Annotated in this window: 23 protein-coding genes; 13 read left to right on the top strand and 10 right to left on the bottom strand. The window is 68.6% G+C overall.

Annotated features, from left to right (window positions below; translation table 11 throughout):
• Positions 1-9: 9 nt before the first annotated feature.
• Together B4A39_RS00925 and B4A39_RS00920 are read right to left on the bottom strand one after the other, a co-directional pair.
• A complete protein-coding gene (locus tag B4A39_RS00925) occupies positions 10-861 on the bottom strand; it encodes a metallophosphoesterase family protein (RefSeq protein WP_292032269.1) in 852 nt (283 codons plus the stop codon).
• Complete coding sequence (locus B4A39_RS00920) at positions 861-1,778, bottom strand: diacylglycerol/lipid kinase family protein (protein WP_292032267.1); 918 nt, start codon at positions 1,776-1,778, stop codon at positions 861-863. Before B4A39_RS00920 ends, B4A39_RS00925 begins: the two co-directional genes overlap by 1 nt.
• Before the next feature lie 151 nt (positions 1,779-1,929).
• Between B4A39_RS00920 and B4A39_RS00915 the strand changes: the two genes are divergently transcribed.
• The 5 genes from B4A39_RS00915 (at position 1,930) to B4A39_RS00895 (ending at position 5,809) form a co-directional block, all read left to right on the top strand.
• Positions 1,930-2,280 carry a glycine zipper domain-containing protein gene (locus B4A39_RS00915; protein WP_292032264.1) on the top strand — a complete coding sequence of 117 codons (351 nt, stop codon included), beginning with the start codon at positions 1,930-1,932 and terminating at the stop codon, positions 2,278-2,280.
• Between the two features lie 123 nt (positions 2,281-2,403).
• Positions 2,404-2,859 (top strand): OmpA family protein, encoded by a 456-nt coding sequence (locus B4A39_RS00910; RefSeq protein ID WP_292032261.1) that lies wholly within the window; start codon positions 2,404-2,406, stop codon positions 2,857-2,859.
• A gap of 91 nt (positions 2,860-2,950) precedes the next feature.
• A complete protein-coding gene (locus B4A39_RS00905) occupies positions 2,951-5,119 on the top strand; it encodes a protein-disulfide reductase DsbD family protein (RefSeq protein ID WP_312217484.1) in 2,169 nt (722 codons plus the stop codon).
• A gap of 22 nt (positions 5,120-5,141) precedes the next feature.
• Positions 5,142-5,453 (top strand): redoxin domain-containing protein, encoded by a 312-nt coding sequence (locus tag B4A39_RS00900; protein WP_292032259.1) that lies wholly within the window; start codon positions 5,142-5,144, stop codon positions 5,451-5,453.
• On the top strand, positions 5,441-5,809 hold the full coding sequence (locus B4A39_RS00895; protein ID WP_292032256.1) for a hypothetical protein: 369 nt from the start codon (positions 5,441-5,443) through the stop codon (positions 5,807-5,809). The genes B4A39_RS00900 and B4A39_RS00895 overlap by 13 nt, the downstream gene beginning before the upstream one ends.
• A 90-nt stretch (positions 5,810-5,899) precedes the next feature.
• Here B4A39_RS00895 and B4A39_RS00890 read toward each other — a convergent pair whose 3' ends face one another.
• Complete coding sequence (locus B4A39_RS00890) at positions 5,900-6,376, bottom strand: hypothetical protein (RefSeq protein WP_292032253.1); 477 nt, start codon at positions 6,374-6,376, stop codon at positions 5,900-5,902.
• 121 nt (positions 6,377-6,497) lie between these two features.
• Between B4A39_RS00890 and pgi the strand changes: the two genes are divergently transcribed.
• Positions 6,498-8,105 (top strand): glucose-6-phosphate isomerase, encoded by a 1,608-nt coding sequence (gene pgi / locus B4A39_RS00885; protein ID WP_292032250.1) that lies wholly within the window; start codon positions 6,498-6,500, stop codon positions 8,103-8,105.
• A 4-nt stretch (positions 8,106-8,109) separates the two neighbouring features.
• On the opposite strand, the gene B4A39_RS00880 is transcribed toward pgi, so the two are convergent.
• Entirely contained in the window at positions 8,110-8,853 is a 744-nt protein-coding gene (locus B4A39_RS00880; protein ID WP_292032247.1) for a hypothetical protein, read from the bottom strand.
• A 173-nt stretch (positions 8,854-9,026) separates the two neighbouring features.
• On the opposite strand from B4A39_RS00880, the gene B4A39_RS00875 reads away from it, so the two are divergent.
• Positions 9,027-9,428 (top strand): hypothetical protein, encoded by a 402-nt coding sequence (locus B4A39_RS00875; RefSeq protein WP_292032243.1) that lies wholly within the window; start codon positions 9,027-9,029, stop codon positions 9,426-9,428.
• Between the two features lie 60 nt (positions 9,429-9,488).
• Here B4A39_RS00875 and B4A39_RS00870 read toward each other — a convergent pair whose 3' ends face one another.
• Entirely contained in the window at positions 9,489-9,914 is a 426-nt protein-coding gene (locus tag B4A39_RS00870) for a hypothetical protein (RefSeq protein ID WP_292032241.1), read from the bottom strand.
• Positions 9,915-10,166: 252 nt separating this feature from the next.
• On the opposite strand from B4A39_RS00870, the gene groES reads away from it, so the two are divergent.
• Positions 10,167-10,454 (top strand): co-chaperone GroES, encoded by a 288-nt coding sequence (gene groES, locus B4A39_RS00865; RefSeq protein WP_292032239.1) that lies wholly within the window; start codon positions 10,167-10,169, stop codon positions 10,452-10,454.
• A gap of 54 nt (positions 10,455-10,508) precedes the next feature.
• On the top strand, positions 10,509-12,155 hold the full coding sequence (gene groL / locus B4A39_RS00860) for a chaperonin GroEL (RefSeq protein WP_292032236.1): 1,647 nt from the start codon (positions 10,509-10,511) through the stop codon (positions 12,153-12,155).
• Positions 12,156-12,225: 70 nt separating this feature from the next.
• On the opposite strand, the gene B4A39_RS00855 is transcribed toward groL, so the two are convergent.
• The gene (locus tag B4A39_RS00855; RefSeq protein ID WP_292032233.1) at positions 12,226-13,170 is read right to left on the bottom strand and encodes a LysR substrate-binding domain-containing protein; all 945 of its coding nucleotides are present in this window, start codon (positions 13,168-13,170) and stop codon (positions 12,226-12,228) included.
• A 357-nt stretch (positions 13,171-13,527) separates the two neighbouring features.
• Here B4A39_RS00855 and B4A39_RS00850 point away from each other — a divergent pair, with 357 nt between their 5' ends.
• Positions 13,528-15,168, top strand: coding sequence for a leucyl aminopeptidase (locus tag B4A39_RS00850; protein WP_292032231.1), 1,641 nt, complete (start codon positions 13,528-13,530; stop codon positions 15,166-15,168).
• A gap of 12 nt (positions 15,169-15,180) precedes the next feature.
• Here B4A39_RS00850 and greA read toward each other — a convergent pair whose 3' ends face one another.
• Positions 15,181-15,657: a transcription elongation factor GreA gene (gene greA, locus B4A39_RS00845; RefSeq protein WP_292032228.1), complete on the bottom strand. Its 477-nt coding sequence runs from the start codon at positions 15,655-15,657 to the stop codon at positions 15,181-15,183.
• Between the two features lie 49 nt (positions 15,658-15,706).
• Between greA and B4A39_RS00840 the strand changes: the two genes are divergently transcribed.
• From B4A39_RS00840 to B4A39_RS00830, 3 genes are all read left to right on the top strand, one after another.
• Entirely contained in the window at positions 15,707-16,933 is a 1,227-nt protein-coding gene (locus B4A39_RS00840) for an NAD(P)/FAD-dependent oxidoreductase (protein ID WP_292032225.1), read from the top strand.
• Between the two features lie 79 nt (positions 16,934-17,012).
• Positions 17,013-18,668, top strand: coding sequence for a M28 family peptidase (locus B4A39_RS00835; RefSeq protein ID WP_292032223.1), 1,656 nt, complete (start codon positions 17,013-17,015; stop codon positions 18,666-18,668).
• 31 nt (positions 18,669-18,699) lie between these two features.
• Positions 18,700-19,845, top strand: coding sequence for a serine hydrolase domain-containing protein (locus B4A39_RS00830; RefSeq protein ID WP_292032221.1), 1,146 nt, complete (start codon positions 18,700-18,702; stop codon positions 19,843-19,845).
• A gap of 234 nt (positions 19,846-20,079) precedes the next feature.
• Here the strand turns inward: B4A39_RS00830 and B4A39_RS00825 are convergent, their stop codons facing one another.
• The 3 genes from B4A39_RS00825 to B4A39_RS00815 all read right to left on the bottom strand — a co-directional run bounded on the left by B4A39_RS00825 (position 20,080) and on the right by B4A39_RS00815 (position 22,829).
• Positions 20,080-20,637 (bottom strand): YybH family protein, encoded by a 558-nt coding sequence (locus tag B4A39_RS00825; protein WP_292032219.1) that lies wholly within the window; start codon positions 20,635-20,637, stop codon positions 20,080-20,082.
• Positions 20,638-20,668: 31 nt separating this feature from the next.
• Positions 20,669-21,625, bottom strand: coding sequence for an EamA family transporter RarD (gene rarD / locus B4A39_RS00820; RefSeq protein ID WP_409449579.1), 957 nt, complete (start codon positions 21,623-21,625; stop codon positions 20,669-20,671).
• Positions 21,626-21,782: 157 nt separating this feature from the next.
• Positions 21,783-22,829 (bottom strand): aspartate-semialdehyde dehydrogenase, encoded by a 1,047-nt coding sequence (locus tag B4A39_RS00815; RefSeq protein ID WP_292032215.1) that lies wholly within the window; start codon positions 22,827-22,829, stop codon positions 21,783-21,785.
• Positions 22,830-22,911: the final 82 nt, after the last annotated feature.

The raw sequence follows: 22,911 nt of genomic DNA, 5'->3' as shown, positions 1-22,911 counted from the left end.
GTTGGAGCCTCAGGCCACCGTCGCCTCCATCTCACCGGGCGTCGCGGGATCGGGCGCGGTCTCGGCGCGTCGGGTGTCCTGACGACGCGGCAGACGCCAGGTCTGGTGGTCCTCGAACCGCTGGCCGGTCCAGACCACGGCCGTGACCACAATTTCGCGGGCGTCCCATTCGATGCGATTGAAGCTTGGCGGAGCCCCGCGCTCCCGATGCGACAGGGTTCCGCAGCCGATAGCGTAGGAGCATCGGTCCGACAGGTCTATGCCCAGGGCGAACGGGACATGGACGTGGCCCGTCGTGATCAGGTCCACCCCCGCCTCGGCGAAGATCAGGGCCGCCTTGTCGCCGCGCTTCACGTCGCCGGTCATCGGCGTGCCGATCATCTCGATCAGAGGGTGGTGGCAGGCCAGGATGCGGAGCGCCCCGATCGGCGCGTTGCGCAGGGCCTCGGCCGCGCGGCGCGTCTGGTCCAGATCGATCACGCCCTTCGACCAGTTCGGCCGGGCCTGCCAGCCCCGCGCCGTCGTCACCCCGCGGACCATCAGGTTGTCGCGCTTGAACTCATGGTCGTGCGCCGGATGCCCCGTGGCCGCCTCGAAGGCCCGCCATGGCCAGAACAGCCGCGCCGCCACATCCCAGTAGGGCACGTCATGATTGCCGACGGTGACGAAGACCGGCTGCGGCATGGCGCGTATCCAGGCGCCGGCGGCCTCGAACTCCTTCGGAAAGCCCTGCTGGGTGATGTCGCCCGTGATCAGGACCAGGTCATGCGGAACCGCCTTGGCGTAATCGACGGCGGCGGCGACCGCGTGAACATGCTCGCATCCGAAATGCACGTCGGAAAACTGGATCACACGCCCCATCAGACACTGTCCTCGGCCGCCGGCGGAAGCGGCGCCAGGGCCATGAAGGCGCGGGGCAGGAAGCTGATCTCGGTCTCTCGACCCAGCAGCATCGGTTCACCGTCGATCACCGCCGGTATCCTGGACCGGGCCGAAACCCTGATCTTGCGCGCCGGCTGGGTGGTCACATTGGGATCGTGGCGCCAATCGTCGAACAGGGCGCGCGCCGCCAGCCCGAACGCCTGGGCGGCGTCCGACGTCGTCATGGCCGCGGCTTCCAGCCCCACCGGTTCGTCCAGCGCCTTCGAGATCATCGGGCTGATCAGGACGACGGCCTCGGCCCGGCGTCGGGCGCCCCCGTCCAGGCTGAAACGGATGTGGCCGCTGAAGGCCCGCTTGAACGCCCGCCGCCCGTACATCCAGGCCAGCTTCAGCTTGCCCGTACGCATGGCCTCGCGCGCGGGGGCCCAGAGGGCGGGCGCACCGAGAATGGCGGCGCAATAGAAGGCCTCGCCCTCCACCACGCCGCCCGACACGGCCTGGGGCGCGCCTTCCTGCAGAGCGCGCTTGAGCGCCAGCTTCCAGTCGCCCGTGCCGTAGAGCGCCTTGGGCAGCATGTTCATGGTTCCGCCCGGCAGAGGGGCGATCAGAGGTCCCTTGGCGCCGGCCCGGGCCGCCACCGAACGGGCGGTTCCATCCCCCGCCAGGACGAACAGGACATCGGGTCTGGCCTTCAACGCCTCGTCGATCTGGGTCGAAATCCTGGGGCCCTCGAGGGTCGTCACCGTCGCTTCGAAATCATATGACCCCAAAAGAGTTTCCGCCTCGCTCGCCGCCTGGGGCCCGACCCCGCCCGACAGCGGATTGACCAGGATGATCACCTTCCTGATATCGACATGGGCGGTAAGAGCAGCATCGGGCGCGAGGGTGTCTGTCATGGGCGGCGAACGTCCCGCCCCCGCCTCGGTTCCCACGCCTGCAGGGTCGGCAAAAAATAATGTAAAGCTTGCTCGCATGGCCCGGAACCGCCGCCGTTCGCCTGCGTTCTGTGGACTTCAGGGGAGCCCCCTCGGGATGAAGGACAGATCCATGAATAAGGCGATTATCGCCATTGCCGGCGCCGGTCTTCTGGTCACTGCCTGTGCCAGCGACCCCTATTATGGCGGCAGCAGCAACAATGAAACCGTGCGCCAGGGCGCGATCGGCGCCGGCATCGGCGCTGTCGCCGGCGCCATCATCGGCAACAACGTCGGCGGCGGCAATGCAGCCACCGGCGCAGCCATCGGCGCCTTGGCGGGCGGCGCAGCGGGCGCGATCCGCGGCTCGAACCAGGACCGCAACAACCAGCAGCGCTATCGCGATAATCAAGGCCGTTATTACTACTGCTACGATAACCGCCAGACCGAATGCTACTGGGAGAACGGCCAGCGTCGTTACTAAGACGACTGGCGCCCGATGGATTTTCGGGTCAGGTTCAAGGGGCGGTCCGTTTGCGCGGGCCGCCCTTTTTGCTTCTGTAGTCTTGCGCGCCCGGGGCTGGGCGTTCTGTCGAAGGGCTGATTGATGAAATCCATAATCCCTCTTTCGGTCGTCGGCGGCCTGACCCTGGCGCTGGCCGGCTGCGCGGCGCCCGCCGCCTACAAGTCTCGCAGTGATCTGGTCACCGATCCCGCCGCCTGCACCGCCAAGCGGTTCGAGGTCTATTTCGATCAGGATCAGGCCCGCCTGACCACCGCGGCGCGTGAAGCCATCAGCCTCACAGCGACCCAGCTTCAGGGATGCAATGTTACCAAGGTCCAGGTTCTGGGCCTGGCCGACGCCCGCAGCGGCACGCCGGCCGCCAACCAGTCGCTGTCCGAGCGGCGCGCCCGTTCCGTGGCCGAGGCTTTGGCGGGCGCCGGCCTGCCCCCGCCGGCGTTCGAAGTGGCCGCCGCCGGCGCCGACGGCGCCGTGGTCAACGGGGTCAATGATCCCCTGCGCCGTCGCACCGAAGTCGTGATCGAGGCCGCCCCTCGTTAAGGCTCGTGCGGCCTGGCGTCGCGGGACGGTGGCTGTCATGGCGCGCGACGTCTAAGGTCGCCGCCAGTCCTCATCGCCCGGTGTCGTCCTCTTGCGTCTTTTCGTCGCTCTCCTTGTCTGGCTGACCTTCGCGGCTTCGGCTGCCGCCGCGCCCTCCGCCCTCGACCAGGCGCTGAAGGCCGGCGCCGCCCTGACCTCCACCGGACCGCAACGCACGGAACGGATCGAGGCCGAGTTGACGCCGATGAGCGCCTGGGCTGCGCCCGGCTCGACCGCCGTGGTGGCCGTGCGTCAGCAGATTCAATCGGGCTGGCACACCTACTGGCGCAACCCCGGTGATTCCGGCGGTCCCACGACCCTGGACTGGAGCCTCCCCGACGGCGTCGGCGCGGGCGACATCGTGTGGCCCCTGCCGCATCGCCAGCGGCTGCAGAGCCTGATGAACTACGGCTACGAGGGGGAGGTCTTCCTTCCCGTGCCGATCGAGATCCCCGCCGACGCCCGGCCCGGCCAGACCCTTCGCCTGACCGCCGAGGCCCTGTTCATGGTCTGCAGCGACCAAATGTGCGTGCCGGACGAACTGACCCTGAGCCTGGACCTGCGGGTGCAGGAAGGCGCCGCGCCGCTCGATCCCCGCTGGGGCCAGAAGATCCAGACCCTGATCCAGACCGCGCCGCGCCCGGCCGGGATCGAAGCGCGCGCCGCCTTCGCTGACGGGCGGCTGACCCTGACGGCGACCGGCGGGCCTCTGGCGGGTGCTGCGCCCAAATGGGCCTACTTCTTCCCGTTCGAAGGCGGGATCATCGACCACGCCGCCGCTCAGACCGGACAGCGCGGCCCTCAGGGGCTGACCCTCGACATCGCGCCCGGGCGCGGCTTGACGGCCAACGGCCTGACACCGCCGCTGGCCGGCGTGCTGTCCACCGATCTTGGGGCCTGGGAGATTTCAGCCGATCAGGGCCCGCCCCTGACGGGCGCGTCAGGGGCGGGCGCGCTGGGCGACGGCGAGGCGTCGATGGGCGCAGCCACGACGCCCGTCGCCTTCCTGCAGGCCGCCCTGTTCGCCCTGCTGGGCGGGCTGATCCTCAATCTGATGCCCTGCGTCTTTCCTATCCTGGCCATGAAGGCGGCGGCGCTCAGCCGTTCGGCGCATGAGCCGCGCGAGGCCCGGCGTGACGGGCTGGCCTTCCTGGCGGGCGTCATCGCCACTTTCCTGATCCTGGCTGGCGCCTTGCTGGCCATGCGCGCCGGCGGTCAGGCCCTGGGCTGGGGGTTCCAGTTGCAGTCGCCGGGCGTGGTCGCGACCCTGTCCCTGCTGATGCTGGCGGTGGCGTTGAACCTGTCGGGGGTCTTCCACATCGGCGGAGGCCTGCAAGGCGCCGGATCGGGGCCCCTGTCGCGTTTGCCCGGCGCCGCCGGCGCCTTCTTCACCGGCGTTCTGGCCGTGGTCGTGGCGGCGCCCTGCACCGCGCCCTTCATGGCCTTTGCCCTCGGCGCCGCCCTGCTGATGCCGTGGCCGATGGCTCTGGCCGTCTTCCTGATGTTGGGGCTGGGGCTGGCCCTGCCCTATGTCCTGGTCAGCCTGTCGCCTCGACTCCTGTCCCGCCTGCCGAAGCCCGGCCCATGGATGGAAACGCTGCGCAACCTGCTGGCCTTTCCCATGTACGGCGCCGCGCTGTGGCTGGCCTGGGTTTATGGGCGCCAGACCGCCGACGCCCTCGCCCTTCTGTTCGGCGCCGGCCTGATGCTGGCTCTGGCCCTGTGGCTCTACGGTCGATCACAGCTCGCTCATGGACGGAGCCGCGGCGCCATCGTCGCCGCCGCCTTGGCTCTGATCCTCGCCCTCGGCCTCGGCGTCATGGCCGCGCGCGCGGCGCCCGCCACGGACGACGGCGCTGTCGGGTCCACGCATCTGGCGTCACAGCCTTGGTCGGAAGCCGCCGTTCAGGCGGCGTTGGCCGAAGGCCGCCCCGTCCTGGTCAACTTCACCGCCGACTGGTGCGTCACCTGCAAGATCAATGAAGGCGCGGCCCTGTCCTCGGCCCGCACGGCCGAGGCGATGCGCCAGACCAACGCCCTCTATCTGGTCGGCGACTGGACCCGCCGCGACGACGCCATCACCGCCGAGTTGCAGCGCCACGGCCGCTCCGGCGTGCCGCTCTATCTGCTCTACACGCCCGGCAAGTCCGAGCCGCGCATCCTGCCCCAGCTTCTGACCGAAGGGACCGTCGTCGAAGCCCTCAAGGACGCCGCCCGCTGATTTTCACTCAAGGAGACCGCCGATGTTCCGCATACTGACCGTCGCTTCCGCCTCCCTGCTGCTGCTTGCCGCCTGTCAGCAGCAGCCCGCCGCCGCGCCCGACACCGCCGCCGTTGCCGAAGCGGCGGCGGCCGCTGTCGCCGGGCCGGGCGATGCAGCCCCCGCCTTCACCCTGGTCGACGCCCAAGGGGCTCAGCGTTCGTTGGCCGACTTCAAGGGCAAGACCGTAGTGCTGGAGTGGACCAACGAAGGCTGTCCCTATGTGAAGAAGCACTACACCGGCGCCATGCAGGCCTGCAGCGCGAAGCGACCGGCGACGGCGTGGTGTGGCTGACCATCATCTCATCGGCGCCTGGAACGCAGGGCTATGTCGAGGGTGAAGAGGCTCGCGCCTGGAAAGCCAAGCACAAGGCCGCCTTCACCCACCTTCTGCTCGACCCGACCGGCGAGGTGGGCAAGCGCTATGACGCCAAGACCACGCCCGATATGCGCATCATCGATCCCGAGGGGCGTCTGATCTTCGTCGGCGGCATCGACGACAAGCCCACCAACAAGGTCGAGGACCTTGAGGGCGCCAACAACTTCGTCCGCGCCGCTTTGGCCGACGCCAAGGCCGGCCGCCCGGTCCAGACCGCTTTCGCCCAGCCCTACGGCTGCGCCATCAAATACCCGGAAACCGTCGAGAGCTGAGGTCGCACCTCAAGGCTCTTGATCTCGATCCGGGTCTCAAGCAGCGCGAAGCGCAGTAGGCCCAAGAAAGAAGCCTGAACCAGTTGTCCTTCAGACAGCTGGTTTAGGCGGCGAGGTGATGACCTCGACGTTGTCGTTCAGCAGATAGGCCAGCTCTTCCAGAGCCACCTTGCGTTCGGCGGCGTTGGGCGCGGCTTCGACGGCGGCGACCTTTTTCGGCATGTCTTCCGAGATGCCGCGCAGGATGCATTTCAGATCATTGTCGGTGCCGCGTTCCTTGAGCACCAGATGCCCCTGAAGATCGCGGGCGGCCAGATCGGTCGCCTGGGTCTTGAAGCCGGTGAAGGCGGGCGAGGCGAAGAAGCCGGCCTGGTCTGCCTCGCCTGAGGCGATCCAGCCGTCGACGATGGCCTTCAGCGACCCGGAACGCGTGACGAGATCGGCAAACAGGGGCTCATGGGCGACCGACACCGGCGCATCGGCGGCGACCGGGGGCTGGGCTGCCGCGGCGGCCACGGAGGGATCGCTCAGCATCAGGGCGGCGGCGAGGGCGAGACCACAGGACATGTCGGTTCCTTTTCAGATCGCGCAGGAAACCCTTGTTGAAGGCCTTGCACCGCGCATTCGATTGAACCCTCTTACGCCTGAGCCGTAAACGAGGGCTTGCCGACCTTCACTGGAGACCGCCGTGCCCCACGTCGCCGCCTGGACCGAACTGGAAGCCGTCGCCCGCCGGGACGCCGAGGCTCGTATCCTCGATCAGTTCACCGCCGATCCCGAACGCCTGTCGCGCATGACGATGGACGTCGCCGGCCTGCATGTGGACCTGTCCAAGCAGAGCTGGACCCGCGCCGGCTTCGACGCGGCCCTGGCCCTGGCCCGCGCCGCCGATGTCGAGGGGCGCCGCGCCGCCCTCTTCGACGGCGAGGCCGTCAACGCCACCGAAGGCCGCGCCGTGCTGCACCCTGCCCTGCGCGCACCCGGCGGCGCGAACTTCCATGCTCTGGGCGAGCCGGTTTCAGCCGATGTGGACGATGTCCGCACCGCCATGGCGAACTATGCCAAAATCGTCCGAGATGGCTCGGAAACCGGCGCGACCGGTCGACCGTTCAAGGCGGTCGTTCATATCGGCATCGGCGGCTCCGATCTGGGCCCGCGCCTGGTGTGGGACGCCCTGCGCCCGTTACAGCCTGAGATCGAGCTTCGCTTCGTCTCCAACATCGACCCCCGGGACATGGCCGAGGCTCTGACCGGACTGGATCCCGAAACCACCCTGGTCGTCGTGGTGTCGAAGACCTTCACCACGCAGGAAACCCTGGCCAATGCCGAAGCGGCCAAGGCCTGGCTGGCCCAAGGTCTGCCCGAAGAGCGCCGGGACCGCCATTTCATCGGCGTCACCGCCGCACCGGAAAGAGCGCGCGCCTTTGGCTGTGCGCGGGTATTCGGCTTCAGCGACTGGGTCGGCGGCCGCTACTCGCTGTGGTCTGCGGTCAGCCTGAGTTGCGTGATCGGTCTGGGCTGGGAGGTGTTCCAGGGCTTCCTCGACGGCGCCGCTGAACTGGACCAGCATTTCCTCAACGCCCCGCTGAAAGCCAACGCCCCGGTTCTTCTGGCCCTGGCCCAAATCTACAACGTCGACGGCCTGCACCGCCCCGCGCGCACCGTCGCCCCCTACGCCCACGCCCTGCGCCGCCTGCCCTCATTCCTGCAGCAGCTGGAGATGGAGTCGAACGGCAAGCGCGTGCGCCGCGACGGCTCGCCCGTGGGCCGCCAGACCTGCCCCGTCGTCTTCGGCGAACCCGGCACCAACGGCCAGCACGCCTTCTTCCAACAGATCCATCAAGGTCCTCAGGTGGTGCCGGCCGAGTTCGTCATCGTCGCCTCTACCCATGGGGATACGTCGGAAAGCCCGCTATGGGCCAACGCCCTCGCCCAGGGCCAGGCCCTCATGCAGGGCAAGACCGAGGCCCAGGCCCACGCCGAACTGATCGCATCGGGCGCGTCGGGCGCCGAGGCCGACCGTCTGGCCCCGCACAAGACATTCCCCGGCAACCGCCCGTCGACCGCCATCCTCATGGATCGGCTGACGCCCCGCACGCTCGGCGCCCTGATCGCCCTCTATGAACACAAGACCTTCGTCGAGGGCGTGATCTGGGACATCAACAGCTTCGACCAATGGGGTGTCGAGCTGGGCAAGGTGCTGGCGAAAGCGGTGCTGAAGGACGTGGCGGCGGGCGCCGCCTCGCCTGGTCTCGACCCGTCGACGGCAGCCCTTCTGAACCGGCTGCTGGTCTAGTCGATCAATAGGGGTCGATGCTCCGCACCCGACCGTCGTCGCTGACCACGCAGACCGAGCGATAGGGTCCGGTCCCCATCACCATCCGCCATTCATCGCCTTCCTCGCGCACGCTGATCGGCGTCGAACTGCCGCGCGGCCGGTTCTGGAAGTCGTCGGCGCGCACCGAGCAGGCCTGCTGCGCCGCCCAGGGCGCGCGGCGCACATGGTCGGTGTTGGAGGCGCGACGGTTGCTGCGCTCGGCCTCTCCGGCCAGATAGCCGTCGTGATAGGCCTCGCTGTCGTTGCGGTCGTAGGTCGCCCCGTAGAGGGCGTCCTGGTAGCCGCGCGAATAGTCGTCGTCGTGCCGCTCGTCGCGGTCGTTGTGGTTGCGGTTGTGATGCGCCAGCGCCGCCGCCAGTCCGATCACCGCCACCCCGGCCAGCACCGCCGCCGCCGCATCGCCGCTGTTGTGGGCGGACCCGCCGCACTGGTCGCGATCCATCCGGTCGATCGAGGCGTAGCGGCCGTCCCGCGTCGTGATCTGAACGCAGTCATCGCCGCGCCGCCAATAGCTCCACTTGGCGTCGCCGCCCTCCTGGGTTCGGACGAAGACATAGCCGCGGCTCTGCACGGTGCTCTCGGCCTGTCCGGCGCGCGCCCCCACCAGATCGCGCAGATCGGGCGGAGTCTGAGCGGCGGCGGGAAGGGAGGCCGCCAGAAGTGCGGCCGCGGCGAGAACGGAGACGCGTGTCCTGGATCGGGTCATGGGTCTTCTCTGCAAGGTCGGCGAGGAGTGGAACATCGAAACCAAGAGGCGGACGCCACCATTACCTACCTATCACGGTTCTTCAAATGCATCCTGCGCGGTGGACGGTCGCAGCCCTCGCCGGAACCCGAAGCCAGCCTTGCCGTTGCACGGGCGTCAAACCGGAGAGCCCAATGCTCAGACCTTCCCTTATCGCTGCGCTGGGCGCCCTCGCCCTGACCCAGCCCGCTCTCGCTCAGGATCACACGCGGACGGAACGAGTCCAGTTCGCACGAGGCACCTCGGCAGCCACCCTGCATGGCAATGTTCACGGCTACGACTCTGTCGACTACGTGATCGGTGCGCGACGCGGCCAGACGCTGAGCGTGCGGATGCAGACCTCCAACGCCTCAGCCTATTTCAACGTCCTGCCGCCCGGAGGCGGCGACGCCGCGCTGGATGGCGCGGCCAATGTCGTAGACTGGCGCGGCGCCCTGCCCGCCAACGGCGACTATGTCGTAAGGGTCTATTTGATGCGTAACGCCGCCCGCCGCGACGAGCACGCCAACTACACCCTCACCGTCGGCGTCCGCTGACACCCGACACAAAGAAGGCCCGGCGTTATCGCCGGGCCTTATGTTCGTCAGGTCCTGAATCTACCAGCGACGATCGTAGCGATAGTCGCGACGGTTGTCGTGGCGGTCGCGGCGATCATAGCGGTGATCGCGGCGCTCGTAGCGACCGTTATAGTAGCCGTCGCGGCTGTTGATGCCGTGGTCGCGCTCCCAATGGCCCTGGTTCCGATAGCAACGGCCGTTGCGATAATAACCGCAGTCGTCGCCGCCGCCGTTGTTCGAGGCCACTGCGCCCAGGCCGGCGCCCGCCAGGGCACCGCCGGCGATATAGCGGCCATCGCCCTGGCCGATGATGGCGCCCGCGACGCCGCCGACGACGGCGCCGAGCACAGCGTCACGACCGGTGTTGTCGCGATCGCGATCGCGATAGGACTGGGCGGCGGCGGGGGTGGTCGCCAACATCGTCAGAGCGATCGCGCCGACGCCGATCTTGGAAATGGTCTTCATGGCGGGGCTCCTTTCGAAAGCCGGTTGATCCGTTGTCTTCCTTTTAGAAGCGCTCCGCTGAACGACCCCAAGGGGTTCTGTTCATATTCGGGTCATCTTGGCCTTGGTCGCGACCACCCGGAATTTGCCCTTTCGCGCCCTTGACGCTCCCACCCCCTCCCCCTAACTCCCGTCGCGTTAGCACTCGGGGAGGGCGGCTGCCAAAGCCGCAGGTTCCGAGGCTTGAACCGACATTCTATTGGGAGATCACAGATGGCGTTTCGTCCTCTCGGCGACCGCGTGCTGGTCAAGCGCGTTGAAGAAGAATCCAAGACCAAGGGCGGGATCATCATCCCCGACACCGCCAAGGAAAAACCCCAGGAAGGCGAAGTCGTCTCCGTCGGCCCCGGCGTTCGCGATGAGTCCGGCAAGGTCAACGCCCTGGAACTGAAGGCTGGCGACCGCATCCTGTTCGGCAAGTGGTCGGGCACGGAAGTGAAGATCGACGGCGAAGACCTGATCATCATGAAGGAATCCGACGTCCTGGGCGTGCTGTCCTAAGCACTCCAAGTTTCCGGTTTCTCTCGTAAAAACATTTAGATAGGAGCTGCCCACATGGCCGCTAAAATCGTAAAATTCAACACCGACGCTCGCGACAAGATGCTGCGTGGCGTCAACGTCCTGGCTGACGCCGTCAAGGTGACCCTGGGTCCGAAGGGCCGCAACGTCGTGATCCAGAAGTCCTTCGGCGCCCCGCGCTCGACCAAGGACGGCGTCTCGGTCGCCAAAGAGATCGAGCTGGAAGACGCCTTCGAGAACATGGGCGCCCAGATGATCCGCGAAGTCGCCTCCAAGGCGAACGACAACGCGGGCGACGGCACCACCACCGCCACCGTTCTGGCTCAGGCCATCGTGCAAGAGGGCCTGAAGGCCGTCGCCGCCGGCATGAACCCGATGGATCTGAAGCGCGGCATCGATCTGGCCGTCGGCGTGGCTCTGGACGAGGTCAAGGCCATCTCCAAGCCGGTCTCGAACAACTCGGAAATCGCCCAGGTCGGCACCATCTCGGCCAACGGCGACGCTGAAATCGGCGAACTGATCGCCCTGGCCATGGCCAAGGTCGGCAACGAAGGCGTCATCACGGTCGAAGAAGCCAAGACGGCTGAAACCACCGTCGACATCGTCGAAGGCATGCAGTTCGACCGCGGCTACCTGTCGCCCTACTTCATCACCAACGCCGACAAGATGGAGGTTGCCCTCGAAGAGCCCCTCATCCTGCTCCACGAGAAGAAGCTGACCTCGCTGCAGCCCATGCTGCCGGTGCTGGAAGCCGTGGTTCAGTCGGGCCGTCCCCTGCTGATCATCGCCGAGGACATCGAAGGCGAAGCCCTGGCCACCCTCGTGGTCAACAAGCTGCGCGGCGGCTTGCGCGTCGCCGCCGTCAAGGCTCCGGGCTTCGGCGACCGCCGCAAGGCCATGCTGGAAGACATCGCCATCCTGACGGGCGGCCAGGTCATCTCGGAAGACCTGGGCATCAAGCTTGAGACCGTCACGCTCGACATGCTGGGCAAGGCCAAGAAGGTCCAGATCACCAAGGACGACACCACCATCGTCGAAGGCGCTGGCGAGAAGGACGGCATCGAAGCCCGCGTCGGCCAGATCAAGCGTCAGATCGAGGACACCACCTCGGACTACGACAAGGAAAAGCTGCAAGAGCGTCTGGCCAAGCTGGCCGGCGGCGTCGCCGTCCTGCGCGTCGGCGGCTCGACCGAAGTCGAAGTGAAGGAAAAGAAGGACCGCGTCGACGACGCCCTGAACGCAACCCGCGCCGCTGCCGATGAAGGCATCGTCCCGGGCGGCGGCGTGGCCCTGCTGCAAGCCTCCAAGAAGCTGATCGATCTGAAGGGCGTCAACGCCGATCAGAACGCCGGCATCGCCATCGTCCGTCGCGCCCTGCAGGCTCCGATCCGTCAGATCTCGGAAAACTCGGGCGTCGAAGGCTCGATCGTGGTCGGCAAGGTCATGGACTCGACCGACGCCTCGTTCGGCTTCAACGCCCAGACCGAAGAGTACGGTGACCTCGTCCAGATGGGCGTGATCGATCCGGCCAAGGTCGTCCGTTCGGCTCTGAAGTCGGCCTCTTCGGTCGCCGGCATCATGATCACGACGGAAGCCGCCATCGCTGACGCGCCGAAGAAGGCCTCGGCCGGCGGCGCCCCCGACATGGGCGGCATGGGCGGCATGGGCGGCATGGACTTCTAAGTCCACGCTGACCCACGCTACGACGACAGAAGGGCGGGATCGAAAGATCCCGCCCTTTTTTCTGTGCGCTTTACCCTCCGATTTCCCCCACCTCACGCCCAGCCAGCCGCGCGCCCGCGACCACCGCAGGGTCGGACCGCGCCGTGTCCAGCAGCCAGTCGCGGAAGCGGGCGATCTTGGGGGTCAGGCGGCGGGCGGGCGGGTAGCAGATCCAGTAGCCCTCGGCGAGGGCGACGGTCTGGCTGAAGGGACGAACCAGCAGGCCCCGCTCGATCTCGCGCGCGTAGAGGATGGGCGAGCCCAGGGCCACGCCCTGATCGCCAAGAGCCGCCGCCACCTCCATGGCCTGGTTGTCGGCCGTCAGGCGCGGCGGCGGGGCCGTGTCGGCGAGCGCGACCTCGGCGGCGGCGAACCAGGCGGCCCATTCGTTCGGCTCGCCGACCAGATGGGCGCGCTTCAGATCGGCGGGGGTCTGCAGGTCCAGCCGATCGCGCATGGCAGGGGTGCACAGGGGGGTGAAGACCGCGGGCATCAGGAACCGGCTCTCCAGCCCCAGCCACTGGCCCGAGCCGAACCGCAGCGCCACGTCCAGCCCGTCGGCGCCCAGCATCGACAGGGTCGGACTCGTGTCCACCCGCACCGCCAGATCGGGGTTGTCGAGCTGGAAGGACCCCAGCCGGGTCGCCAGCCACTGGGTCGCCAGGGTCTGCAGCGTGGTGATGGCCAAAACGCCCTGATCCGCCTCGACCACGTCGGCCACGGCGCGCCGCAACAGGGTCATGGCCTCGATCGCCGCTGTGGCCAGCCGTTCGCCCTCCGGCGTCAGCGACACCTGCCGCATGCCGCGCACGAACAGGGCGCGATCCAGCCTCTGCTCCAAGTCGCGAATGCGCCAACTGACCGCCGCCTGGCTCATGCCCAGGGCCTCGGCCGCGCGGGTGAAGCTGAGTAGGCGCGCGGCGGTCTCGAACACCCTCAGGGCGTCGACGGGGATGCGAGCAAGGACGTCAACCATAAGCAAGCCTTATGCGTGAACCCTGTTGTCTCGTTTGTGGACCCTCCACGTCAACGGCATATTCAGGCTTCACGAAAGGAGGACGACCGATGGAAGAAATGTACCGCACTCATAAGGAACCCGCGTGGGGCTGGATCGGCGCCCTGCTGGACGCCGCCAAGACTTCTGCGCCCGCGGCGAGCCCTCTGAGCGCCCGGCCCCGGCCGAGGCTGCGCGCTCGCCGCGCCCCCGCCTGACCCCCATGCGCGGCTGACCGCGACACGGCGTCGCGGTCAGGGGCTGCGTCGCCGGAACGGTTTGCGCCGCTCCGGCGACCCTGGCCATAACACTCCCTTCATCGACATCGAGGGGGCTCCGATGCGCCGCACCAAGACCATCCCGACCTTCGCCGCCGCCGCCGCTCTGGCCGCCGTCAGCCTGACCGTCGCCCTGCCGGCTGAGGCCCAATCCCGCCGGGCCGCCGCCGCTGAAGCCCGCGACCTGACGCCCCGCGCCGCCCCGGCCGAACAACGCGCCGTGACCTTCGCCGCCACGCCCGGCCAGGCCTCGGACGCCCTGGTCCTGCCCTTGGGCGCCGAGACTGATCTGGTCACGCGGGGCGCCGCGCTGACGCCTGAGGTGCGTGACGCCGTCGCCGCCGCCCTGACCGCCGCCGACTTCGACTACAAGGCGCGCCAGACCCTGAGCCTGCACGGCGTCGGCGGCTGGGACCGCATTCTGGTGGTCGGTCTGCCCGTTGACGCCAAGGCCGCCGATGTCCAGACCGCCGGCATCGTCGCCGGTCGCGCTCTGATCGCCCAGCCGGGTGCGATGACCGTCCTGACTGCGGGCCTGTCGGCCGACAGCGCTTCTGAACTGGCCGCCGGCCTCGGCCTCGGTCAGTATCGCTCTGACCTGCACCGCACCACTGGCCGCGACGCCGCCGCGCCCGGCGGGATCACCCTGATCGCGGATGACGTCCCCGCCGCCCAGGCCGCCTACCGTCGTGGCGCGTCTCTGGTCGAGGCCATGGCCTGGACCCGCGACATCTCGAACGAGCCCGCCAACGTCATCTATCCCGAAAGCTTCGTGGAGCGCGCCCGCGCCGCCTTCGCCGGCGTGCCCGGGGTCGAGATCGAGGTGCTGGACGTCCCCGCCATGCAGGCTCTCGGCATGGGTTCCCTGCTCGGCGTCGGACAGGGCTCGCCGCGTCCGCCGCGCCTGCTGGTGGTGCGCTACAAGGGACAGGGCGCGCCTGACGCCGGCCCCGTCGCCCTGCTGGGCAAGGGCATCACCTTCGATTCCGGCGGCATCTCGATCAAGCCGGGCGCCAACATGGGCAATATGAAGATGGACATGTCGGGCGCCGCCAGCGTCGTCGGCGCCGTCTTGGCCCTGGCCAAGGCGGGCGCCCCGGTCGATGTCGCCGCCGTGGCGGCGCTGGCCGAAAACATGCCCGACGGAAACGCCATCCGCCCCGCCGACGTCCTGACCGCCATGAACGGCAAGACCATCGAGATCATCTCCACCGACGCCGAAGGCCGCCTGGTTCTGGCCGACGCCGTGGTCTGGGCCGACACGCGGCTGAACCCCGCCGCCATCGTCGACGTGGCCACCCTGACCGGCTCGGTCGGCGGGGCGCTGGGCAGTGACTACGCCGGTCTGTTCAGCCGCCACGACGCCCTGGCCGACCAGTTGAAGACGGCGGGCGACGCCACCGGCGAACGCCTGTGGCGCCTGCCCCTGCATCCCTCCTATGTGGCGGCGACCAGCTCGACCATCGCCGACATCAAGAACTCGGGCGAGGGCGGCGCGGGCGCGGGGACCGGCGCCCACTTCATCGGCTACTTCGCCCGGCCGGAGACGCCCTGGGCCCATCTGGACATCGCCAACATGGCCTATGGCGGCGCCAGCGACGTCAAGCCGGCGGGATCGGCGGGCTTCAGCGTGCGCCTGCTGGAACGCTTCGTGCGCGACTTCCAGCCGGTGGCCAGAGAGAAGGGGACGGGCGGCTTCTAGAAGCCTCCACCTTCAGTCGACGGCGACGATCTCGACCGACTGACCGGCCACGGTCGCTTCGTCGCCGACCCGTTTGCCCATCAGGGCGCGGGCCAGGGGCGAGACATGGCTGACTGAACCCTTGGCGGGATCGGCCTCGTCCTCGCCGACGATGCGCCAGGTCTGGGTGCGGCCGTCCTCGCGCTCGATGGTCACCGAGCCGCCGAAGCGCACGCGCCCGTCGGGCGTCGTCTCCAGCAGCTGCGCCGAGGCCCGCCGCGCCGACCAGTAGCGCAGGTCGCGCGTGGCCCGGGCCATGGCGGTGCGGTCGGCTTCGATCGCGCCCTTGACCTGCGCCCCTGAATAGGCCGCCCGCGCCGCAGCCAGCTCCGCCTCGATCATGGCCAGGCCTTCGGGCGTGACGTGGTTGGGATGGGGCGAGACCGGGCGGTCCACCAGGTCGGCGGCCGTGGCTTCCAGATCTTCTTCTCGGGTGAAGGCGACGCTCATAGGGAGAGAGCGTATGCCGTTCGCAGACGTTCCGGTCTAGGAAGGCGTGATGACCGACGCGCCTTCCTCCACGCCTCACACTGTCGCCGTGATCGGCGCCGGCCCCGCCGGGTTGATGGCGGCCGAACGCTTGGCCTCGGCCGGGCTGCGCGTCGTCGTCTACGAACGGATGCCCTCGGTCGCGCGCAAGTTCCTGATGGCCGGGCGCGGCGGGCTGAACCTGACCCATTCGGAGCCGCTGGCGCCGTTCCTCAACCGCTATGACGCCCCGGCGCGGACGCGCATCGCTGGATGGCTCGACGCCTTCTCGCCCGCCGACCTGACCGCCTGGGCCGAAGGTCTGGGGCAGGAGACCTTCGTCGGTTCTTCGGGCCGGGTGTTTCCCAAGGCCATGAAGGCCTCGCCGCTACTGCGCGCCTGGCTGGCGCGGCTGGAGGGGCTGGGCGTCGAGATCCGCACCCGGTCGCGCTGGACCGGCTGGCAAGACGCCGCCCTCAACATCGAGACGTCCGAGGGCGAGTGGCTGGAGCAGGCCGACGCCGTGGTCCTCGCGCTCGGCGGGGCCAGCTGGGCGAAACTGGGTTCCGACGCCGCCTGGGTTCCGACGGTGGAGGCGGCGGGAGCCGTCGTCACCCCCTTCCGTCCCGCCAATGTCGGCTTCGACGTGGCCTGGTCGCCCCTGTTCCGCGACCGCTTCGCCGGTCGGCCGCTGAAGGGCGTGTCCCTGACCCATGCCGGGCGCACGGTGCGGGGCGAGGCCATGCTGGCCGCCTACGGGATCGAAGGCGGGGCCGTCTACGCCCTGTCGGCCGATCTGCGCGACGCCGTCGAGCGCGATGGTCAGGCCACGCTGACGCTGGACCTGCGTCCCGACCAGTCGCTGGAGGCCCTGACCCAGCGCCTGTCGAAGCCGCGCGGCAAGGACAGCCTGTCGAACTGGCTGAGAAAGACCGTTCACCTCGATCCCCTCGGCGTGGCCCTGCTGCGTGAGGCCGGGTCTCCGCCGAGCCAACCCGAGGCGCTGGCGGCCCGCATCAAGGGCCTGACCCTGACGCTGACCGGGGTGCAGGGCCTGGACCGCGCCATCTCCTCGGCGGGCGGCGTGAGGCTGGGCGATGTGGATGGGCGGCTGATGCTCAAGGCCCGGCCCGGCGTTTTCGTGGCCGGGGAGATGCTGGACTGGGAGGCGCCGACCGGCGGCTATCTGCTGCAGGCCGCCTTCGCTTCGGGCGTGGTGGCGGCGAACGGGGTCCTGGGCTGGCTGAACGGGCGCTGATCGACCAAGGCGGGGGTCGACAGGCGCGGCGGGAGGGGGCAGCGTGTCCGCCTTCCCTAGCTGACCGAGTGCGCTCTTCATGTCGATGTCCCGTTCCGCCGCCGCCCTTGGCCTGATCGCCGTCCTGATGACCTCGACCTCGGTCCTGGCTCAGACGGCGCCGACCGGTCGCGTCGATCCGGCGCGGCTCAGCGAGGCGACACGGGTTCTGGCCTCGGACGAGTTCGAGGGCCGCGCCCCGGTCACCCCGGGCGAGGACAAGACCATCGCCTGGCTGTCGGCGCAGTTTCAGGCTCTCGGTCTGGAGCCCGGCGGGCCTGACGGGTCATGGGTCCAGGTGGCCCAGGTCAGCCGCACCAAGCAGGACGGCCCGGCGACGATCAGCGTGACCAGCCAGGGTCAGAAGACGGCGCTGAACCGCGCCACGGACGTCATCGTCTCCTCCGATCGCCCGGTGGATCATATCACCCTGACCGACGCGCCCCTGGTCTTCGTCGGCTATGGCGTGGATGCGCCGGAACGCGGCTGGGACGATTACAAGGGCGTCGATCTGAGCGGCAAGATCATGCTGGTCCTGGTCAACGACCCCGACTTCGGCGCGCCGGAAGGCCATCCGGTGGCGGGCCAGTTCGACGGCCAGGCCATGACCTTCTATGGCCGCTGGACCTACAAGTTCCAGGAGGCGGCGGCGCAGGGCGCGGCAGGGGTCCTGGTGATCCACGACACGGCCGGGGCGGGCTATCCCTGGTCGACGCTGCAGAACTCCTCGACAGCGCCCAAGTTCGACATCGTCCGCGCCGACCCGGACAAGGAGCGCGTGGCGGCCCAGGGCTGGATCCAGGGCGCGGTGGCCGAGAAGCTGTTCCAGGACGCCGGGCTCGACTTCGCCGCGCTGAAGGCCCAGGCGCGCACGCCTGACTTCCGCCCGGTGGCGCTGGAAGGGGTCACCATGTCCATCGACTTCGGCCAGATCGCCGACCGGGTGCAGACCCGCAACGTCATCGCCCGCCTGCCCGGCGCGACCCACCCCGACGAGACGGTCATGTTCGGCGCCCACTGGGACGCCTATGGCCGCGCCACGCCCAAGAACGGCGACGACATCTATAACGGCGCCGTCGACAACGCGACCGGCGTGGCGGGGGTGCTGGAACTGGCGCGCCTGTTCGCCGAGGGGCCGCGCCCCGAGCGCTCGACCGTCTTCGTCAGCTGGGCCGCCGAGGAAACGGGCCTGCTTGGGGCAGAATACTACGCCGCCAACCCGGTCTGGCCGCTGGAGACCACGGTGGCCAACATCAATATGGACAGCCTGCTGCCGGGCACCGAGATCGACCCCAACATCGTCGTCATCGGCGCGGGCAAGAATGATCTGGACGACCGGCTGGCCGTCTTCGCCGGGCGCGAAGGCCGTCGCCTGATCCCCGATCCGGCGCCCCAGGCCGGCGCCTTCTATCGCTCCGACCACTTCCCCCTGGCGCGGAAGGGCGTGCCCGCCCTGTTCGCCGCTGCGGGCTTCACCGGCCACAACGCCGCCAGCCGCGACTATGTCGCCAATCGCTATCATCAGCCTACGGACGAATGGACGCCCGAGTGGAAGATGGACGCCGCCGCCGCAGACGTTCAGCTGCTGTATGAAGTCGGCGCCGCCCTGGCCAACTCGCGTGACTGGCCGGCGTGGAAGCCGGGCGACGAGTTCGCGGCGGCGCGCAACGCCTCGGCGGATGCGCGCAAGCCGTGACCCCGGCGGCCTGACGCGCTAGACCGCCCCCATGACCCAAACGCCTGAAATCCACGGCCTCTGCCCGGCCCGTTTCAATGCGGTGAAGGACGCCTTCGCCGCCAACTTCGTCGAGGCGCCCGAGGGGCTGAACGAGCTGGCCGCGCGTTTCTCGGTCGTGATCGAGGGCGAGGTCGCGCTGGACCTGTGGGCCGGGTCGGCGGACCTGGCCGGGAACCAGGCCTTTACCGACAAGACTCTGGTTCCGGTCTTCTCGACCGGCAAGTCGGTCATGGCCCTGATGATCGCGCACTGCGTGGACAAGGGCCTGCTGTCCTATGAGGACCGCGTCGCCGACCACTGGCCGGCCTTTGGCGCGGCGGGCAAGGATCGACTGACCGTGGGTCAGCTGATGAGCCACCAGTCGGGCCTGCCGGGCTTTTCCGACGGGGTCGAGCCGGCCATCTGGTTCGACCGCCAGGCTGTGCTGGACAAGCTGGCGGCCCAGGCCCCGCTGTGGGAGCCGGGCACGGCGTCGGGCTATCATCCGATCACCATCGGCTATCTGGCGGGCGAGCTGTTCCGTATCGTCGACGGACGGACCATGGGGACGGCCCTGCGCGAGGACTTCGCCGCCCCCTTCGACCTGGACCTGTGGATCGGTCTGCCCGAGAGCGAGCACGGCCGCGTGGCCCAACTGCGCAAGCCGGCGGCGGCGCCGGACCTGGGTCCCATCGACGCGATCAAGAAGGCCGCCTTCCTCGACCGCGGCTCGGCGCCGGGCGGGCGCGGCTCGACCGAGTGGCGGATGGCGGAGATCCCTTCGGCCAACCTGCACGGCACGGCCAGGGATCTGGCGCGGATGATGGCGATCGTCGCGGACGGCGGGGCGCTCGATGGTCGAGCGGTCCTGTCGGAAGAGACGCTGGCTCAGGCGACGCGCGAACGCATCCACGGCCAGGACCGGGTCCTGCCCTATGTCATGAGCTGGGCGGCGGGCTTCACCCGCAATGAAGGGCTGAACGTCTTCGGGCCGAACCCGATGGCGGCGGGGCATTGCGGTTGGGGCGGCTCGATGGCCTTCGCCGATCCCGACGCCCGGATTTCAGCCGCCTATGTCATGACGCGTCAGTCGCCGCATCTGATCGGCGATCCCCGCGCCCTGCGGCTGATCGAGGCGCTCTACGCCGCGCTGTAGGGCGACCGGATTGCACGGCGCCGCGAAAAAAACAGTGCAAATGGTGCAATGAAGGTCAGCGCCCCTCTTCCGTCCGGAGAGGGCATCACAATGAGCGGGCGGACGATGTCAAAGACCGTCCCTAGTCTGGCGCAGGTTGCGGACAGGGCGAGCCGAATGGGGTCTTTTTCCTGCAATCCCTGAAATTCGTTGAGATCGGTCCCTCACGTCATGCGCAAGGTCCGTGTGATCGCCTCAGGCGTCGGGGCCCCAGGCCAGCTGATCATGGACGATGCGCCAGCCGTCTTCGGTGCGGCGCAGGACGCGGGTGAAGAGGCCCCGGTGGGTCTTGCCGTCGCGGCGCATCACCACCCGGCCCGAAACCACCGTGGTGTTGACATCGAACTGAAGGGTTTCAAACCATTCATAGGTCATCTGGCCCAGGCCGCCGGGCTGGGCGGCGCGCGCCTGCAGGGCCGCGCGCACGGCGTCAGGGCCCTTGACCGGCGTGTCGCCCAGGAAGACCAGCAGGGGCTCGTCCGCCACATAGGTGGCCATGACCGCCTCAACGTCGCCCGAGGACCAGGCCTCGGCGGCGGCGTCCAGGGTGTTGCTGACGGCGTCGAAGGTCTCGGCCGTGGTCGGCACCGCGACTGGCGGCAGGACCGCAGCGGGCGCTTCCGTCCGGGCGGTGCGGATCACTTCGTCGCCCTGCGTCCCTATGCTCTGGGCGCAGGCGGTCGAGCCGGTCGTCAGGGCGACGGCCACGACAAGGGAACGGGCGAGGACGGCGAGGGAACGTGCGCGGATCATCCCCCCTTCTAGGCTGGAACGCCGTCCAAGCTCAACGCGGACGGCGCGTGGCGTCATCCAGGGCCGCCATGCGGTCCTCGGCGGGATCGTCCAGCAGGCCGGGTTCGGGCGCAACGATGGTCTCGGCGGTTCGGGCGCCGCGCCGGACCTTGACCACCGCGCCGACGGCGAAGACCACGGCCCCCAGCCAGATGAAGGCGAAGGAGGCGATGCGCAGGGCTCCGAGCGCCTCGCCCTGGATCATGCCGATGAAGAAGACGATGGTCGGGGCCAGGAACTGCAGGAAGCCCATGCTGGACAGGGGCATGCGCCGCGCCGCCCAGGCGAAGAGGGCCAGGGGAATGACCGTGGCCGGACCGGCGAACAGCAGCCAGAAGGTGGCGGCGGGCGAGGCGGTGAAATGGCCCTGCCCCGTCATCTCGATGAAGATCACCCAGGCCAGTCCGGGGGCGGCCAGCAAGAGGCATTCCATGAAGAGCCCGGTCTGTGCGTCGACCGAAACGCGCTTCCTGATGATGCCGTAGCCCGCGAAGCTGAAGGCCAGCAGCAGCGACACCCAGGGGGCGTGGCCGAGGGCCAGGGTCTGCAGCACCACGCCGACGGCGGCCAGGGCGATGGCGGCGGTGCCGAACCGGTCGATCCGTTCACGGAACAACCAGGCCCCGGCGGCCATGTTGAGCAGGGGGTTGAGGTAGTAGCCGAGCGAGGCGTCCAGCGTCCGCCCGTTGTTCACCGCCACCACATAGGTGGTCCAGTTGGTTGCGATCAGAACTGCCGACAGGGCCAGCCAGCCCAGAACCCGGGGCTGGCGGAAGACGGCGACCACCTGGGTCCACTGGCGCGCGACGAGCACCAGCAGCAGAGCCCACAGCACGCCCCAGACGGCGCGGTGGCCCATGATTTCCCAGGCGTCGGCGCCCTGATGCGCCATCTGCTGGAAGACCAGGGGAATGAAGCCCCAGAGCAGGTAACAGCCCACCCCCGCCATCAGGGCGGCGCGGGCTTCGGACGAGGACTGGGAGGAGGACGCGGTCACCGGGCGGACCTTTCGGCCTCCGCCGCGCCAAGCGCGACGGAGACTTCAAGAGAAACACAAAGCCCCTCAAGCAGCCCCGCGCCGCGCGCGGGGCGTTAGGGGCCCCTTCTTACACCGTCAGGCTGCGGTAGCCGCTGGACGGGGTGATGACGCCGGTCTCGTCCAGCAACTGGGCGATCTGGACGGCGTTCAGGGCCGCGCCCTTGCGCAGGTTGTCGCCAACGACCCAGAAGCTGAGGCCGTTCTCGACGGTCGGGTCCTTGCGGATGCGGCTGACGTAGACGGCGTGCTCGCCGGCCACGTCGACCGGAGTGACGTATCCGTCGTGCTCCAGCTTGTCGATGACCAGGACGCCCGGGGCCTCGCGCAGGATCTCGCGGGCCTCGTCCGGCTCGATCGGGCGATCAAACTCGACGGTCACGGATTCCGAGTGGCCGACGAAGACAGGCACGCGGACGCAGGTGACGGTCAGCTTGATCGACGGGTCGATCATCTTGTGGGTCTCGTCCCACATCTTGGCTTCCTCGTCGGTGTAGCCGTCGTCGCGGAAGGAACCGATGTAGGGGATGACGTTGAAGGCGATCTGCTTGGGGAACTTCTTGGGCGTGGCGTCGCCCAGGCCGTAGATGGCCTTGGTCTGGTTCCACAGCTCGTCCATGCCTTCCTTGCCGGCGCCCGACACGGATTGATAGGTCGAGACCACCACGCGCTTGGCCTTGGCCGCGTCATGCAGGGGCTTCAGCGCCACGACCAGCTGGGCCGTCGAGCAGTTGGGGTTGGCGACGATGTTCTTCTTGCGCGCCAGCTTGACCGCGTCGGGGTTCACCTCCGGCACGATCAGGGGCACGTCGTCGTCCATGCGGAAGGCCGAGGAGTTGTCGATGACGATGGGGCCGGCCTTGCCGATCTTCTCGGACCAGGCCTTGGACACCGCGCCGCCGGCGCTCATCAGCACGACGTCGACGGTGGAGAAGTCGAACTGCTCCAGATCCTCGCACTTCAGCGTCTGATCGCCGAAAGCGACCTCCACGCCCTTGGATTTTCGAGAGGCGATCGCGTGCATCTTGTCGACGGGGAAGTTCAGTTCCTCGATGATGTTCATCATTTCGCGACCGACATTGCCGGTGGCGCCAACGACGGCGACGCGATAGCCCATGATCAGAATATCCTTAGAAGGGGCGCTGGGGAGAAAAGCGGTTCTGCATTTGGGTCTTTCGCAGGCGCGAAGCAACCAGTTT

The organism is Brevundimonas sp. UBA4553 (assembly GCF_002387245.1).
GTDB lineage: Bacteria > Pseudomonadota > Alphaproteobacteria > Caulobacterales > Caulobacteraceae > Brevundimonas.
Note: the sequence above shows the minus strand (reverse complement) of the source record. Positions and strands in the feature narration are given on the sequence as shown.

What these genes read in the sequence shown, in the direction of transcription:
- B4A39_RS00925 (WP_292032269.1), bottom strand. Translation starts at nt 861, where the DNA reads ATGGGGCGTGTGATCCAGTTTTCCGACGTGCATTTCGGATGCGAGCAT.
- B4A39_RS00920 (WP_292032267.1), bottom strand. Translation starts at nt 1,778, where the DNA reads ATGACAGACACCCTCGCGCCCGATGCTGCTCTTACCGCCCATGTCGAT.
- B4A39_RS00915 (WP_292032264.1), top strand. Translation starts at nt 1,930, where the DNA reads ATGAATAAGGCGATTATCGCCATTGCCGGCGCCGGTCTTCTGGTCACT.
- B4A39_RS00910 (WP_292032261.1), top strand. Translation starts at nt 2,404, where the DNA reads ATGAAATCCATAATCCCTCTTTCGGTCGTCGGCGGCCTGACCCTGGCG.
- B4A39_RS00900 (WP_292032259.1), top strand. Translation starts at nt 5,142, where the DNA reads ATGTTCCGCATACTGACCGTCGCTTCCGCCTCCCTGCTGCTGCTTGCC.
- B4A39_RS00890 (WP_292032253.1), bottom strand. Translation starts at nt 6,376, where the DNA reads ATGTCCTGTGGTCTCGCCCTCGCCGCCGCCCTGATGCTGAGCGATCCC.
- B4A39_RS00880 (WP_292032247.1), bottom strand. Translation starts at nt 8,853, where the DNA reads ATGACCCGATCCAGGACACGCGTCTCCGTTCTCGCCGCGGCCGCACTT.
- B4A39_RS00875 (WP_292032243.1), top strand. Translation starts at nt 9,027, where the DNA reads ATGCTCAGACCTTCCCTTATCGCTGCGCTGGGCGCCCTCGCCCTGACC.
- B4A39_RS00870 (WP_292032241.1), bottom strand. Translation starts at nt 9,914, where the DNA reads ATGAAGACCATTTCCAAGATCGGCGTCGGCGCGATCGCTCTGACGATG.
- groES (WP_292032239.1), top strand. Translation starts at nt 10,167, where the DNA reads ATGGCGTTTCGTCCTCTCGGCGACCGCGTGCTGGTCAAGCGCGTTGAA.
- groL (WP_292032236.1), top strand. Translation starts at nt 10,509, where the DNA reads ATGGCCGCTAAAATCGTAAAATTCAACACCGACGCTCGCGACAAGATG.
- B4A39_RS00855 (WP_292032233.1), bottom strand. Translation starts at nt 13,170, where the DNA reads ATGGTTGACGTCCTTGCTCGCATCCCCGTCGACGCCCTGAGGGTGTTC.
- B4A39_RS00850 (WP_292032231.1), top strand. Translation starts at nt 13,528, where the DNA reads ATGCGCCGCACCAAGACCATCCCGACCTTCGCCGCCGCCGCCGCTCTG.
- greA (WP_292032228.1), bottom strand. Translation starts at nt 15,657, where the DNA reads ATGAGCGTCGCCTTCACCCGAGAAGAAGATCTGGAAGCCACGGCCGCC.
- B4A39_RS00840 (WP_292032225.1), top strand. Translation starts at nt 15,707, where the DNA reads ATGACCGACGCGCCTTCCTCCACGCCTCACACTGTCGCCGTGATCGGC.
- B4A39_RS00835 (WP_292032223.1), top strand. Translation starts at nt 17,013, where the DNA reads ATGTCGATGTCCCGTTCCGCCGCCGCCCTTGGCCTGATCGCCGTCCTG.
- B4A39_RS00830 (WP_292032221.1), top strand. Translation starts at nt 18,700, where the DNA reads ATGACCCAAACGCCTGAAATCCACGGCCTCTGCCCGGCCCGTTTCAAT.
- B4A39_RS00825 (WP_292032219.1), bottom strand. Translation starts at nt 20,637, where the DNA reads ATGATCCGCGCACGTTCCCTCGCCGTCCTCGCCCGTTCCCTTGTCGTG.
- rarD (WP_409449579.1), bottom strand. Translation starts at nt 21,625, where the DNA reads ATGGCGGGGGTGGGCTGTTACCTGCTCTGGGGCTTCATTCCCCTGGTC.
- B4A39_RS00815 (WP_292032215.1), bottom strand. Translation starts at nt 22,829, where the DNA reads ATGGGCTATCGCGTCGCCGTCGTTGGCGCCACCGGCAATGTCGGTCGC.